The organism is Paenibacillus periandrae, assembly GCF_022458865.1.
Classification (GTDB): Bacteria; Bacillota; Bacilli; order Paenibacillales; family NBRC-103111; genus Paenibacillus_S; species Paenibacillus_S periandrae.
Genome location: NZ_JAJNMU010000001.1, coordinates 331,967 through 347,073, shown reverse-complemented (window position 1 = coordinate 347,073; position 15,107 = coordinate 331,967). Strand labels below are relative to the sequence as shown.

The following is a 15,107-nucleotide window of genomic DNA, read 5'->3' as shown; positions in this document are numbered from 1 at the left end:
TTCAATCACCGGAGATCGGCTAAAGATTATCGAGTTTGTCAAATGATTATCCCGGTGTCTCAACGCTTGAGACAGCTGTTCGGTTCAACTGGTTGGCTGTTGATTATATCCTGAACCCTTCTTAACCTGTTACATTCGGAATGCGGATTAGAGCTTCCGTGTTCGAACCATACAGATCATACAGCTCGGGGAGGTGAAAAGAATCATACACAAGCACAAACAAATGCGGCAATTCTCTATTCGTTCAAGGGATGGATGGCTTTACCTGATGCTGCTGCCCGGACTATTGTTCTTTATTTTGTTCAAATATTTACCGATGTGGGGCGTATTGATTTCACTCCAAAACTATCAGCCGGCTCTCGGACTGTGGGGAAGCGAATGGGTAGGACTGGCTCATTATAAACGTTTTTTTTCTGACCCTTCCTTTTGGATGCTGTTTCGCAATACGACGCTGCTGGCCGTGTACAGCATCGTGATCTTTTTCCCCATGCCCATTATCGTTGCACTGCTGTTGAACGAGCTTCGGGTGCAGTGGTTCAAGCGTTCGATACAAACGTTGATCTACATCCCGCATTTTTTCTCAATTGTTGTCGTTGTGGCGATTTCCTACGTGCTGTTCACAACAGAGGGTGGGATTATCAATGAAATGATAGTGGGGATCGGCGGCGAGAAGGTTAACTTTTTGACAGAGCCCGAGTGGTTCAGGCCGATGGTAACCTTACAGGTGGTCTGGAAGGAAACCGGGTTTGGTACGATCATTTTTCTGGCCGCACTGGCGGGCGTTGATCCGCAATTGTACGAAGCGGCCAAAATAGACGGCGCCAATCGTTGGCACCAGCTCTGCCATATCACGCTGCCAGCGATTCGGAGTACGATTGTCATTTTGCTGATCCTTCGGCTGGGACACTTTCTGGATACTGGCTTCGAACAGATGCTGTTGATGATCAATGCATTGAACCGTGACGTAGGCGAGGTATTTGATACGTATGTGTATACCAGCGGTATTCTGGAAGGCCAGTTCAGCTATTCAACCACGGTGGGTTTGTTCAAATCCATTGTTGGTCTTGTTCTTGTAGTAATTGCCAATCGGATTGCCAGAAAATTAGGTGAAGAGGGGGTGTATTGAAACGTATGCTGCACAAACGCTCACCGGCAGGAGTTCTATTCGACACAGCCAATTTCATCTTTCTGATTGGAATTGCGTTGATTACATTGCTTCCGTTTCTGCATATTGTGGCGGGTTCGCTTGCTTCCGCCCGCGAGGTGCTGAATAGCCGCTTCATTTTATTCCCCAGGGAATTCTCACTGGAGGCGTACCGATTCATATTTTCGGAAAGCACTCTCTCCCGCAGTCTGGCGACGACCGTATATATTACTGTTGTGGGTACTTTTGTGAATATGGCGATGACCTCGTTGATGGCGTATCCATTATCCCGTAACATTAAGGGGAAGCGGCCGATTATGCTGCTGATTGTGTTCACCTTGCTGTTCAGCGGAGGGATGATTCCTTCCTTTCTTGTGGTGAAGTCACTCGGCTTGTTGAATTCCTATGGGGCGTTGTGGCTTCCCGGTGCGATTAGCCCGTTTTATTTGATCATAATTATTAATTTCTTCAAGCAGTTGCCTGTTGAATTCGAGGAATCGGCCAAAATCGACGGCTGCAGTGACCCGCGAATTTTGTGGAGTATTATATTGCCTTTATCGATGCCGGTGATGGCAACGTTTTCGCTTTTTTATGCGATTGCGCATTGGAATACATTTTTCCAAGCATTAATCTATATTAATGACGCTTCCAGATGGCCGATTCAGGTGCTGCTGCGGCAAATTGTGATCATGTCCTCCGGCGGGATCGGGGATGCCAGCTTCAGCAGCGAAACGACGATTCAGGTACCGCCCCAGACAGTGAAAATGGCCGTTATTGTCGTGTCCACACTGCCGATTATTGTTGTTTATCCGTTTTTGCAAAAGCATTTTACGAAAGGCGTGCTGGTCGGATCGATCAAAGGTTAATTCATCACATAATTGAGCGTCCACGCAGCAAATTTATGCTATATAATAATGAAGAGGGGTAGGGGAAATATGAAGTCTATAACAAGTAATAAACGAACTATTTCTTTAATATGTGTTCTATCTACGGTAGTGACTATGGCAGCGGGCTGCGCGAATCAGGAAAAGGGGAATGCGGCTACAACACCCGCAGCGGGATCCGATCCTCTGAAGCTTAGTATTATGGCTACCTATTACACGCCACAGCCGCCGAATGCTCAGAATGAAGCATGGAAAAAGCTGCAGGAGCTGACCGGTACTTCTATTGATATGACCTGGGTACCCCGTTCAGCTTTTGATGATAAGGTGAGTGTGTCGATTGCCTCCAATGACCTCCCGAAGGTGATGCTGGCCTTGAAATATAATGCGGCACCTTTGGTTAACGCAATTAAATCGGGTGTGTTCTGGGAAATCGGACCGTATCTAAAGGATTATAAAAACCTGAACGCGATGAATCCCATACAATTCAACAATACCAAGATTGACGGCAAAATCTATGGTTTGTACAGGCCGCGACCCATATCTCGCCATGGTATCATTTTCCGCAAGGATTGGCTGGATAATCTGGGCTTGAAGGAGCCGAAAACACCCGAGGAATTATATACTGTGTTGAAAGCCTTTACACATGACGACCCTGACCGCAATGGCAAGAACGATACATTAGGCATGGCGGAATACAAGGATATTGAATCGTATTTAATGCCGCATATGGCAGCCATTTTCGGAGCGCCGAACAAATGGAATGAGGACAAGGGAGCGTTTACGGCCGAGTTCATGACAAAAGAATATTTGGATGCGCTCAAATTCATAAAGCGGCTGTATGACGAAAAGCTGATGAACCAGGATTTTGTCGTGACCGAAGAGCTGCAGCGCAGCACGATGTTTTATCAGGGAAAAACAGGGATTGTGCTTGGCAACGCTGATGGTGCAGGCTCGATGCAGAATGAGCTGCGCAAAAATCTTCCTGATGCCAAGGTGGAGCTGATGGGCGGCATTGCCGGTCCGAAGGGCGAACGGAATATGGCGCAGCAAGGCTATACCGGTGTCTATCTATTCCCCAAATCCTCGGTAAAAACGGAAGCCGAGCTTAAAAAGATTTTGTCCTTTTTCGATAAGCTGCTTGAGCCGGATGCCGTTAACTTGTTAGCATGGGGTATGGAAGGCAAGCAATACAAGCTGGTTGATGGGCAGGTGGAGAAGCTGCTGGATAACGAGAAGTTTACAAGCGACTTACTTGGTCTTGATGAGCTGCGCATCGATGACAAGGCGAAGGAGCTGCCGCTCAAGGGCGAGGATGCCATCACCAAAAAAGCGAAAAAAGCAATGCAGGACAACGAAAAGAAAGCCGTTCTTAACCCGTCGCTGGGGCTGGAGTCGGAAACTCTGGTTCAGAAGGGCACAGAATTAAATAAAATCATCAATGATGCCAAAATTAAGTTTATTACAGGCAAGCTGGACGAAGCAGGCTGGAATAAGGCGGTCGAGGATTGGATCAAGGCCGGCGGCGATAAGGTCATGACGGAGCTGGCTGAAAGCCTTAAGAAGTCACAAACCAAATAACCGGTGGTCCAGGGAAAAGCATGTCTTTTCCCTTTCCAATGTTTCATATACTCCGGTGCTGCACGAAACCGCTGCTGGGGAGGGACTGGATGAATCATCATCATCGCATCAACTTTTTCAAAAAATTATTTTTATTTTGCTTCTGCATAGGAATTGTGCCTGTGATTACGTTGGGCTATTTCTCTTATGCCAAGTCCTCCGCGCTTTTGCTCGACAAAGCGAACAGAAGCAGTGCGGAGTCGGTGGAGCAGACGCGGCTGCGATTCGAGCAAAAAATGAAAATGGTTGATAATACACAAACTCAATTCATTGGTGCATCTGCAGTCATCTCGGCGATGGAACAGCGGCTGGACAGCAGTAATTATTGGTTGTATGAGGACTTGATTCAATCGATTCATCGTCTGCAAACGTATGAGTTCGGTTTGGCGGAGGTGTATCTGGTCAACCTTTATCAGGACTGGATTTTGGATAGCCGAGGTCAAAGCTCGTTTGAGCAGCATTATCTGGCAAAGTCGATTGACGCATATGTGGGCATTCCCAAAGCTTCCTTTTGGGCTTCCATGAAGCTGCCCTGGTATGAGGACGGCAACCCGCTCCAATGGAATATGGCTCTTGTCAAAAAGATTCCTAACAATTCGATCAAACCAATGGGGTTGCTTGTAGCCATCCTTCCCTGCATTGAATTGAACAAGATGCTGCCTCAGGGCGGTGAGCCCGGCGAGTTTTATGTGCTGGACGATAAGCTGAGGGTAATCGCTTCCGCCCATCCTGAGCAGGTCGGCATCGATCTTTCGAAGGAGCCGGTGATCGGTCAAATTCAAGGTGAGCAGCTGGAGGCTAACCAATTTCAGACGGATATTGGAAATGATGCCTATGGAATTACTTATCGAAAATCCAGTTACAATGGCTGGACGTATGTGAATAAAATTCATATTAGGGATATCAAGCAAGAATCCAGAGCTATTGGCTGGCTGACCATCGCGATCTGTTTAAGCCTGCTGCTTTTTCTGCTTCTGCTATCCTTTCAAGGGTCTCGACAGCTGTACCGACCTATCCGCAGGCTGTATGACATCATCTTAAAGGACCCGGATACGCCCAAATTATCGCCCAGAAAAGATGAGCTGTCCTGGATTGAATCCAAGCTGCACATGCTGCTTAGCAATCAGGCTCAAATGAGCCATCAGCTAAAGGAATTTTTTGTGCATAAGCTGCTGCAGGGCGCGGTCGGTGCGAATGAGATTATGGAAAGATCCGATTCACTGGGGTTGTCTTCCTGGAAGTCGATTAGAGTCTTATGCGTGAGGATCGATACGATGGAAAGCACGAATTACAAGGAATCGGATCGGGATTTGCTGTTGTTTGCTATACACAATATTACAAGCGAGCTCATAGCAGCAGAGCTGCGCCTGCCACCTGTCGTGATCAATGAATTTCAGGTTACGGTTATAGGAAGCCATGCCGAGCTTGCGGAGGAATCCAAGGCAGAGGCCTATGGACAGGGGAAAGCGATTCAAACGGCGATTCAAGACTATTTGAAGCTGTCCGTCAGCATAGGCATCAGCTCTGCAATTACGCACCCGGCCGATATGCCGGGCGCATTTCTGGAGGCAAAAGAAGCGTTGGCATATGGGGTTCGACTTGGCTACGAATCGATCCTGTTTCTTGAGGATATGCACTCTCCCTTGATGACGGTACCGGTTACGTTTCCACAGCATATCGTCAGCGAGCTAACGGAACAGATCAGGCTGCTGGACGAAGGAAGGGCTAATCTGCTGATTGAGGAGTTTATGGTGGTGGTGGCCAATAAATCCATTAGTCATCAGGAGTTTCAGCTTTATCTGATGCGGCTTCTGGTCGAGCTGCTGCGTTTGTATCAAGATAATGGCGGGCAGATGCAGGACCTCGTGCTCAATGAAAAAGCAGTTGTAAGCGAAATGTTTCTGTTGAAGTCCAATAAAGAAATCGTCGTCTGGTTTCAAACGTCCGTCATCAGGCCGTTAATCGCCCACATCGAGCAGCGCAGGGATTCGCTGTATACCAGCATATCGGATCAAATTCTAACCATCATTCACAGCGAGTTTGATACACCGTTAACACTGGAATTGTGCGGTGTGAGGCTGAGCTACCACCCGGAATATGTGGGTCGCGTCTTCCGCAAGGAGACGGGCTTTGCCTTCGGTGAATATTTGTCCGGGTATCGTCTGCAAATCGCGAAGAAATGGCTGGTTGAGACGGATATGACCGTAACGGAGATATCTGAGAGATTGATGTACAACAAGCCACAAAATTTCATCAGGTATTTCCGCAAAATGGAGCAGGTTACCCCCGGTCAATATCGGGAGTTGTTTCACAGCAAATCCAAACGGGCAGCGGAGCAGCAGGGGACATCAAACGCTGAAGCCTCTGCCACTAAAAAGGAGTGAATGCTAATGCTTACCATGAATACGTATAAAGATACGATGACAGGCTGTCGGATTCAGACAATCGGACAGTCAGGCACCGATACAAGTCATTATTATTTTACGGCTATGACCTGGCTGTCAGACAGTCGAAGATTGATTGCCAGCACTCAAATCGACGCTGACAAGAAATGCAGCTACGTGCTGATTGATACAGAAACCGGTCATTCAACGGTTCTTGCGAATGGGGAGCAGTGGGCGGGAGGTGTTGTTTCCTCGGATGACAAGCTGTACTTTCCACGTGACAATTCAATCCAAGGCATCGATTTGAACACATTGAAATCCTGGACCGTGTGCGAGCTGGCATCTGGAGATTATTTCGGGGAGCCGCTTTCCGTGTCTGATGATGCCGCAGTTCTTGGCGTGTATGGAATGCTCGGCGGACAATCGTTTATCGGAACTGTGGATGTGGCTGCCGGAAAGCTGACTCATCAGATAGCACCCGGGTTCGCCCAGCCCTATGAGATCGCTAACCATGCTATGGTTAATCCCGTTTACGACCATTTGGTATTGTTCGCCCATGAGGGAAAGACCGAGCACATCCCTGACCGCTTGTGGCTCTACGACACCGTGGCCTCTAGACTGAGCAATATATATGAACAGCAACTGCTGCAGGATGGAAGCCTTGGTGAGTATATAGGGCATGAGATGTGGGCGGCTGACGGGGAGGGCGCTTATTTTGTCAGGTATAAATCCAGTCCGATCGAGCCAACCGGCATTTATTATGTGGATAGGCACCGGAACCAAGGGGTATTTATAAATGGGGATTATGGTTATTGGCACGCTGCTGCTAGTCCTGACGGCAATTGGATCGTTGCGGATACACATGAGCAGCCGTCCAAACTCGTGCTGATTGACCTTCGCGTTCGTTCGTCCAGAGTGCTAACCGAAGTACCGTTATGGTGGAACCATCCAGGGCATCCCCATCCTTCGTTCAGTCCGGACAGCCGTAAGGTAACCTATACATTTGCCGATGATGAGAATCATTTGTGGATCGGCATTATCGATATATATGAAGAGCTTGAAACAAAGTCCTAAAGTTGACCAGCAGTCAAGGAGAGGAGCAACGATTGTGAAAAAGCCCGAAGGTAAGCAGGCAGCTGAAACCCTTAATAACGTGGAACACTATGCAACCGATGCCGCGACATTCGTTGGTGAACTGAAGCCGGTCGTGCATATGATCGGCAACGCCCATTTGGACCCGGTATGGCTCTGGCGCTGGCAGGAGGGCTTTGCCGAGATCAAGGCGACGTTCCGCTCTGCACTCGACCGGATGGTGGAATTCCCCGAATTTGTATTTACGTGCGCGGGAGCCTCCTGCTACAAATGGATAGAAGAAAATGAACCCCGTATGTTTGCAGAAATTGTGAAGCGGGTAGCCGAAGGGCGGTGGGTCATTGTCGGCGGCTGGTGGGTTCAGCCGGATTGCAATATTCCGGCAGGTGAGTCGTTTGCAAGGCATTCACTCTACGGCCAGCGCTACTTTCTGGAGCGTTTTGGCAGGTCGGCAAAGGTCGGCTACAATGTCGATTCCTTTGGTCATCATGCCATGCTGCCGCAAATTCTCAAGCTGAGCGGTATGAACAGCTATGTATATATGCGGCCCGAGGAGCATGAGCAGCACATTCCGGCTAATCTGTATTGGTGGGAAAGCATGGATGGCAGCAGAGTCATGACGTACCGGATTCCATGCGGTTACAATACGCATCAATTTGAAACCTCAGAGCCCAAAATCATAAAGGTGCGGGAAATCGCCGAGCAGCAGCAGACCGACCAAATGTGCTTTTACGGTGTTGGCAATCATGGCGGTGGACCGACTATTGCCAATTTGCATGAAATCCGCGCCGTCCAGGAAAGGCCTGGGGGTGAAGCGATCCTGCTCAGCTCACCGGACGCCTATTTTGAGCGCATGCAAGCGCATGGGCCGATACTGCCGGTCGTCACGGGTGAACTGCAGCATCATGCCAGCGGCTGCTATTCTACCCATTCGGAGACCAAGGCCAGCAATCGTAAAACAGAGCACAGGCTGATGACGGCGGAGAAGCTGTCTGCCTTGGCGCACCATCTGCTCGGACACGATTATGACTCTGCACAATTTCAAAAAGCCTGGGAATGTGTGATGTTTAATCAGTTCCATGACATTATGGGCGGCTGCAGCATCAAGGAAGCTTATGACGATGCGCGAGAAGCTTACGGTTATGCGCAGCATATTGCTGCGATTTCGTCCAATGCGGCCCTGCAAAGGATATCGTGGTCGATCAATACGATGCGCCGGGGCATTACCTTTCTGGATAAAAATAAAGACCGCACCTTGTGGGAGCAAAATGACAGCGGGATTCCCGTAGTTGTGTTCAATCCCTTGTCATGGGACGTGGAGGCACCGGTGGTCGTTACCCAACAGATGAAGGGCATTACCGACGAAGCGGGGAATCCCGTTGTCATTCAGCATGTGCGCGCCTCGCGAACGAACGGGGGAGATAAATACGACACGCTCTTCAGGGGAGTGATTCCGGCCTTCGGCTACCGGGTGTACTGGATTTTCCGCAATCAAACGTTTACTGTCACCGATCCAGAAGCCGGTGTGGGTAAAGATCCGAATAGCGGAAACGCTGCATCCCAGACCTCGTGCGAGCAAACGCCAAAGGATGTACTGCTGGTGTCTTCGCAGGGGGCGGAAGCTTTTCTTGAAAACGCATGGGTGCGTCTTGAAATCGATCCTCATACCGGTTATGTGAAAAGCTTGTTTGATAAAAGAGCCGGAATCGAAATCGTAGATGGCCGCTTGGCTGTGCCTCTTGTTATGGATGAGCATGACTGTGATACGTGGGGGCACGGCAAGCTGGAGTTCCGCAATGAAATCGGACGCTTTACCGACGCCACGGTGAAGGTCGTTGAATCGGGACCGCTGCGGGCTACATTAAGAGTAACAAGCCGGTATGGGAATTCCACGCTTAGACAGGACTTCATGTTATATAAGGATAGCCCGGATATCCAGGTAAAAGCCAAGCTCGACTGGCAGGAGAAGCACAAGCTGCTGAAGCTGTCTTTCCCGACCCGTATTCACGAACCGAAAGCAACGTACGAAATTCCTTATGGCTATCTGGAGCGCCCGGTAAATGGCGAGGAAGAGCCGGGTCAGCAGTGGGTCGATGTGAGCGGATGGGTTGTATCCAGCGGAGAGGCTTCAACGAATTCGCCTGTGGAGACTGCGGCAGCAGGCTGCAGCTACGGGTTAACGCTGCTGAATGATAGTAAATACAGCTTCGATGTAAAGAATGCCGACCTGCGTATGACGATTGTGCGCGGAGCTATTTTTGCCGACCATTATGGTAAACGGGATGATCTATGCGAATATATGGATCAGGGTGTTCAGGAGTTTGCTTATGCCTTGGTGCTGCATTCCGGATCTTGGCGGGAGGCGGGTATTGTCCGCAAAGCCTATGAGTGGAATGTCCCCCCGGTTCACATTGTAGAAACCTATCATGAAGGTTCTTTGCCACAAAAGTGGAGCGGCATAAACTTGTCTACAGAACAGGTTGCCGCCACTGTTTTTAAAAGGGCAGAGGAAGGCAATGGATACATATTGCGCTGCTACGAAGCGCATGGTTTGGAAACGGATGTGACAATCGAGCTACCGCTGCTGGGACGCTCATGGCAGTCTAGGTTCGGACGCTGCGAGATTAAAACCTTTTACATTCCGGATGCTTCCGACCTGCCTGTAGCTGAGACGAATTTCATTGAACTGCCCTAAACATGAGGGCATAATGAGTTCGGTGGGTTTGCTGTGATCTGAATTTGAATTCGGAGAGGATGATGGATATGCCGCAAAGACTTATTGCCCAAGAACCGAGAATATGCACGAGCTTCGTACAGGAAGGCAGTCATGAAGCATGAGTCTGGAGTCTGTGAATTCAAGCGTGTCGAGTGGTGGCAGCCAGCTGTGGAAGGCAGTTTACTGCGGTGCAGTTGATTTTGAACCCGTAAGAGCTAACAAAAACCGTTTTCTGCGCAATCAGATCCTGCTCTATGCCGAGGCTCGGACGGGGTGCATTGGGTGAAAAAGGACGTGAGCGACCAAGCATCATTTCCGGGTAAGCGGTATGCAGTCAATCAGGTATTTGGTCTTGGTGAACACTATGATGGTGCGCCAGTATTTTATGATCTTCATGAGCGTGATCCTGAGCGTCGGTGGAAATACTTTTTTGCCAGTCATCGCAAGCAGTTTCTGGCTGTCTCGCATAATGCTATCCATTGGAAGGTGGAGGCTATTCCTCTTGACGAGGTAACGCTTGATTCGCCGATCACGTGCTTCTATAATGATGTTAAAGGTACTTATGTGCTTTCTCGTCGTGTTCATAATGGTGACAGACGTATTGCGCTGTTTGAAACGATGGATTTTCGCACTTTTACTCAACCGGAAATTGTGATTCATCCCGAGCCGCATGATCCTCCATTGGTCCAGTTCTATGGAATGCCCGTTTATAAATACGAGCATTTGTTTATGGGACTACTCTGGATGTTTCATACGAATCCGGGAGAAATCGAGTACCACAAGGATTTCGGTCCGATTGATTGCTCGCTGGCGTACAGCATGGACGGCCGGCATTTTTTTCGTGCGCTGCATGAACCCTTTATCCCACGCAATGAGCGCGGTGAGCACGGCGGCGGCAGTATTTATACAAGCACGATGCTGCAAGCTCCCGATGGTCATCTGCGTTTTTATTCGGGTGGGTCAAAGGCGGAGCATTTTCAGGATCAAAATCTCGATGATGCGGCCCTGCTGCTGCATGAGCTGCGCAAGGACGGTTTTTTTTATCTGGAAAGCCATGCCATGATCGGCAGGGTCATGACACGCTGCGTTGATTTTAGCGGGAATGGTCTGAATCTTAATGTCCGTGCACCGTATGGAAGGATCAGGGTGCAGTTGTCCGAAGCGCAGGGCAAGCCGCATGATGGCTTCGCCTTTGACGATTGTGTACCGTTCTGTGGTGACGCTACTGCGTATAGTCCAGTATGGAAATCAGGCAGGCTTCCATCGGAGCTGCATGGAATTCGGACGGATATTGAAGTGGAGGTAACTTCGGGAGAGCTATATGCCATTCGCGGCGACTTTTAGATTCAAATCGGTTCGAAATAATAGCCTGCGCAAGTAACCTTGAAACCTTTATGCGAAAACGAGAAAAGGCTTACAAAATCAGGAGGTACACAATGATCTACTCACCATCAATTGATGCTGTGTTCAGGAACAGCGGTTATGATCTGGACAAGATTTTGCGAACAGTCAAGGAGCTTGGTTTTACAGCTTTTGAATTTTGGGGCTGGGGAAATCGGGATATCGATTTGATGGAGCAGCTGGTTCAGGAACTGGACCTGCAGGTAGGTTCCTTTTGCACCAAGTCAATTTCACTGGTTGATCCAGCGCTTCGCGATTCATTTGTAATAGGGCTGGAGGAAACATTGGTGATTGCCAAGCGGTTGAACTGCAAGTATTTGATTGCAGTAACGGGGAATACGCTTGATGGGGTTTCGCGAGCAGAACAGCACCAAAGCATCATCGACGGATTAAAGGCTTGTGTTCCCTTGCTGGAAGCGGCAGGCGTTACTCTGGTTCTGGAGCCGCTGAATACGAAGGTCAATCATCCGGGGTATTTCCTTGAAACCTCTGCAGAAGCGTTGGCTATCATTGCCAAGGTTGGCAGCCCTAACGTAAAGCTGCTTTACGATGTGTATCACCAGCAAATTACCGAAGGTGATCTGACGCCAACAATTAGCGCCAATATCGGGCAGATCGGATATATTCACGTCGCTGATCATCCGGGGAGGCATGAGCTGGGAACAGGGGAAATTGCCTATCCATTTGTTATGAACAGGCTGCGAGAGCTTGGATATACCGGCTATGTGGGACTGGAGTTTATTCCTACAGGGACACCGGAGGATGGTTTGAGAGCTTGTCTTGCGCAGTTAGATAAGCGTTTATAATTCGAAAGAAGCAATCATAGTATGGAAGTGAATAGACAAGAAGGCCTCGTTTCCGTTAGCGGTCAAGAGGCTTTTTAATATGAACCGTTAACTGATATATGGATTTCACGCCAAATAAAGGGGATGAACAGATTGATTCAGCTGCCCGAGAAATTTATACATACCATAATGGGCGTGCATCAGGAAAAAGGCGCTTTGTGGCTGGAGCATTTTGAAGAGCTTATCCAATATTGCGAGAACCGCTGGTCTTTTCAAGTACAGGCGGCTTATCCGCTTTCTTTCAACTTTGTTGCGCCTGTGCTTTTTCACAATGGTACGGAAGCCGTACTCAAGCTGGGAGTTCCCAACAAGGAATTAATCACGGAAGCGGAAGCACTGCGCATATACAAGGGGAATGGTTGTGCCAGACTGTGGGATGCGGATACGGACAAAGGTATTTTGATTCTGGAAAAAGCGACCCCAGGGCACACCCTGAAAACAGTCGTAGATGATGATGAGGCGGTACGACTGGCCGCAGCCGTAATGAGGAAGCTGCAGGTGCCCCCGCCGCTGCGCCCTCTGTTTCCATCGACAGCGGATTGGGCCAAAGGCTTCGACAAGCTCCGTACCCGTTACCATGGCTCCACAGGGCCTTTGCCGGAACGCATGGTGCGTAAAGCGGAGGAGTGGTTTGCGAAGCTGCACAAGACTTGGAGAAATCCGCAGCTGCTGCATGGTGATCTTCACCATGAGAATCTGCTGTCAGCCGAACGTGAGCCTTATATCGCTATCGACCCTAAGGGTCTGATTGGTGAGCTTGAATATGGCGTCATTTCTTTTTTAATGAATAACTTGCCTGAGAAGCACCCAAGCGACATCATAAGACGAAGAATTGAGCTGTTTAGTACAGAGTTGACATTAGATCCAGTAAGAATAATAACTTGGGGCTACTGTCATGCGGTACTTTCTGCCTGGTGGTGTGTGGAGGATCAGGTTGGCGATCCCTTGAAATCGCTGGAGCTGGCAGCTGTCTTTGAGAAGCTGCTGGAAGAAAAAGCATAAGATGAGCGCGTACCAGTCCAGGCTATTAAGGGTGTGCTCTGTTGAGTGAATAATAAAGGATGCGAGGCAGATTGACATCACTAAGGTTTAAAAACAAGCTGTACAGGAGTTTGGCAATTTTTATTTTTACAGGATATGGTCTATTTATGTGTTATTTATTGTTTTTCGGATTCTCCAGAGCTGCCAGAACGGAAAGAATGATGAACCTGGTTCCTTTTAAAACGATATCCAATTATATAACAGGGTTTCATCATTACAATTTGGATACGTGGGTTATTAACCTGTTTGGAAATGTGGCAGCTTTTGTTCCGTTTGGTTTTTTGGTGCCACTGGTTTTCCCGGGCGTTCGAAGCTACTTGCAAATCATTACCCGTTTTTTTCTGGCGCTGCTTGCTGTTGAATCGATCCAGTGGGTGTTCCATGTTGGCAGCTTTGATGTTGATGATATTTTGTTGAATGTAATCGGCGGATTGATCGGATTTGCCATGCTGCAAAGAGTTCGCCGTTTGAATAAGAGATGAAGCATAAACTGTATAATGCCTGATGACGGAAAATGAAAGAAGGAACACATTTGCCGCAGGAAATCGATAATGAGAGCGTTTCAGCCACGTCGCCTGAGCCACGCAAGTATAAACGTTTGCTCGATCCACAAGTGCTGTTAAAGCTGGAGACAGGTGGCAAGAAGGAAATCCGTAAAGTGATTTTGCAGCTGGCGGGGCCTTCACTCGTTGAAAATATGATGATGAATCTGCTTCAAATGATTGTGATGATCATGGTCGGGCATGTGGGTGCGGAGGCAGTCACGGCGGTTGGATTGACGAATCAGCCTGTGTTTTTTGCGTTGGCGATCTTTATGGCATTGAACATAGGTACGACTGCGATTATTGCAAGAGCTATGGGAGCGGGTAATGTGGAAGAGGCTACACTTACCGCTCAGCAGACGTTTATGCTCAGCTTATTGCTGAGTGTTGTGGTCATCTCGCTCAGCTACATATTTGCCGAAAATATTCTCGTGCTGCTCGGTGCGACGAGCGATGTTCTTGCAGAGGGACTGAGCTATGCGAAAATGATGTTTATCTCGCTCAGCTTTACGGTCATTTCGACAAGCCTGTCGGCCATTTTACGGGGAGCCGGAGATACGAGAACCCCAATGAAAATCAATGTACTGTCGAATATTCTCGTTGTCATTCTTGGATATCCGCTCATCTATGGAATTGGCTCCATTTCGGGTATGGGACTGATCGGTGCTGCTGTGGCTACGGTGGTAGCGCGTGCTATTTCAACCTTGTGGGTAGTCTTCGTATTATTTGGTAAAGGCTCAATTATTAAGCTTTCCTGGAGGAAGCTGATGGTTGTCGATTACCCGATGATCCGTAGAATTGTCAAAATCGGCCTGCCTTCAGCTGGGGAGCAGCTTGCTCTTCGAGCAGGGCAGCTTGTATTTACTTTGGTACTGAGCGGTTTGGGTACAGCGGTGTTCGCGGCGCATACGATTTGCTTCAACATTATGGGGCTTACCTTTATGCCGGGGATGGCTTTTTCGCTTGCGGCCAGCACGTTGGTGGGTCAAGGATTAGGAGCGGGCAAGCCGGAGCTTGCGGAAAAATTCGGCTGGGAGACCAGCAGGTTCGGACGCATTTTTGCCGGTATTATGGGTGTCGGATTTATTGTGTTCGCGCCTTACATTATGATGCTGTACACCCATGATGCAGCTGTTATTAGCGCAGGGGCGAGTGCACTGCGTATTATTGGGTTGATCCAAACCTTTCAGGCGTCGCAGTTTATCCTGGCTGGCGCTCTGCGTGGGGCTGGCGATACCCGGTTTCCCTTGATTTCGACTTTTGTTGGTGTGTTTATTTTTCGGGGTATGCTCAGCCTGTTGTTTGTGCTCGTTTTTCATTGGGGGATTATCGGTGCTTATTTATCGATTGCCGTCGATCAGGTTGTCCGAACTGCCATTATTTATTTCCGTTACAAGAACGGTAAGTGGAAAATGGCGGCTGTCTAGACTTGCCCAAGCTA

12 protein-coding genes are annotated in these 15,107 nt (G+C 48.8%); all 12 read left to right on the top strand.

What is annotated here, in order from left to right; genetic code table 11:
- Positions 1–223: 223 nt before the first annotated feature.
- The 12 genes from LRL21_RS01690 (at position 224) to LRL21_RS01635 (ending at position 15,093) form a co-directional block, all read left to right on the top strand.
- A complete protein-coding gene (locus tag LRL21_RS01690) occupies positions 224–1,126 on the top strand; it encodes an ABC transporter permease (RefSeq protein WP_076227921.1) in 903 nt (300 codons plus the stop codon).
- Positions 1,127–1,131: 5 nt separating this feature from the next.
- Positions 1,132–2,010 (top strand): carbohydrate ABC transporter permease, encoded by an 879-nt coding sequence (locus LRL21_RS01685; RefSeq protein ID WP_240414198.1) that lies wholly within the window; start codon positions 1,132–1,134, stop codon positions 2,008–2,010.
- A 69-nt stretch (positions 2,011–2,079) separates the two neighbouring features.
- The gene (locus LRL21_RS01680) at positions 2,080–3,606 is read left to right on the top strand and encodes an extracellular solute-binding protein (RefSeq protein WP_240414016.1); all 1,527 of its coding nucleotides are present in this window, start codon (positions 2,080–2,082) and stop codon (positions 3,604–3,606) included.
- A gap of 89 nt (positions 3,607–3,695) precedes the next feature.
- Complete coding sequence (locus LRL21_RS01675) at positions 3,696–6,029, top strand: helix-turn-helix domain-containing protein (protein WP_240414015.1); 2,334 nt, start codon at positions 3,696–3,698, stop codon at positions 6,027–6,029.
- Positions 6,030–6,035: 6 nt separating this feature from the next.
- The gene (locus LRL21_RS01670) at positions 6,036–7,103 is read left to right on the top strand and encodes an oligogalacturonate lyase family protein (protein WP_240414014.1); all 1,068 of its coding nucleotides are present in this window, start codon (positions 6,036–6,038) and stop codon (positions 7,101–7,103) included.
- Positions 7,104–7,137: 34 nt separating this feature from the next.
- Positions 7,138–9,816 carry an alpha-mannosidase gene (locus tag LRL21_RS01665; protein WP_240414013.1) on the top strand — a complete coding sequence of 893 codons (2,679 nt, stop codon included), beginning with the start codon at positions 7,138–7,140 and terminating at the stop codon, positions 9,814–9,816.
- 139 nt (positions 9,817–9,955) lie between these two features.
- Complete coding sequence (locus LRL21_RS01660; protein ID WP_240414012.1) at positions 9,956–10,123, top strand: hypothetical protein; 168 nt, start codon at positions 9,956–9,958, stop codon at positions 10,121–10,123.
- 8 nt (positions 10,124–10,131) lie between these two features.
- Entirely contained in the window at positions 10,132–11,181 is a 1,050-nt protein-coding gene (locus tag LRL21_RS01655) for a hypothetical protein (RefSeq protein WP_240414011.1), read from the top strand.
- Between the two features lie 92 nt (positions 11,182–11,273).
- Entirely contained in the window at positions 11,274–12,044 is a 771-nt protein-coding gene (locus LRL21_RS01650) for a hydroxypyruvate isomerase family protein (RefSeq protein ID WP_240414010.1), read from the top strand.
- Between the two features lie 123 nt (positions 12,045–12,167).
- Positions 12,168–13,085, top strand: coding sequence for an aminoglycoside phosphotransferase family protein (locus tag LRL21_RS01645; protein WP_240414009.1), 918 nt, complete (start codon positions 12,168–12,170; stop codon positions 13,083–13,085).
- 59 nt (positions 13,086–13,144) lie between these two features.
- On the top strand, positions 13,145–13,606 hold the full coding sequence (locus LRL21_RS01640) for a VanZ family protein (RefSeq protein WP_275900534.1): 462 nt from the start codon (positions 13,145–13,147) through the stop codon (positions 13,604–13,606).
- Between the two features lie 32 nt (positions 13,607–13,638).
- Positions 13,639–15,093 (top strand): MATE family efflux transporter, encoded by a 1,455-nt coding sequence (locus tag LRL21_RS01635; protein ID WP_240414007.1) that lies wholly within the window; start codon positions 13,639–13,641, stop codon positions 15,091–15,093.
- The last annotated feature ends 14 nt before the right edge of the window (positions 15,094–15,107 follow it).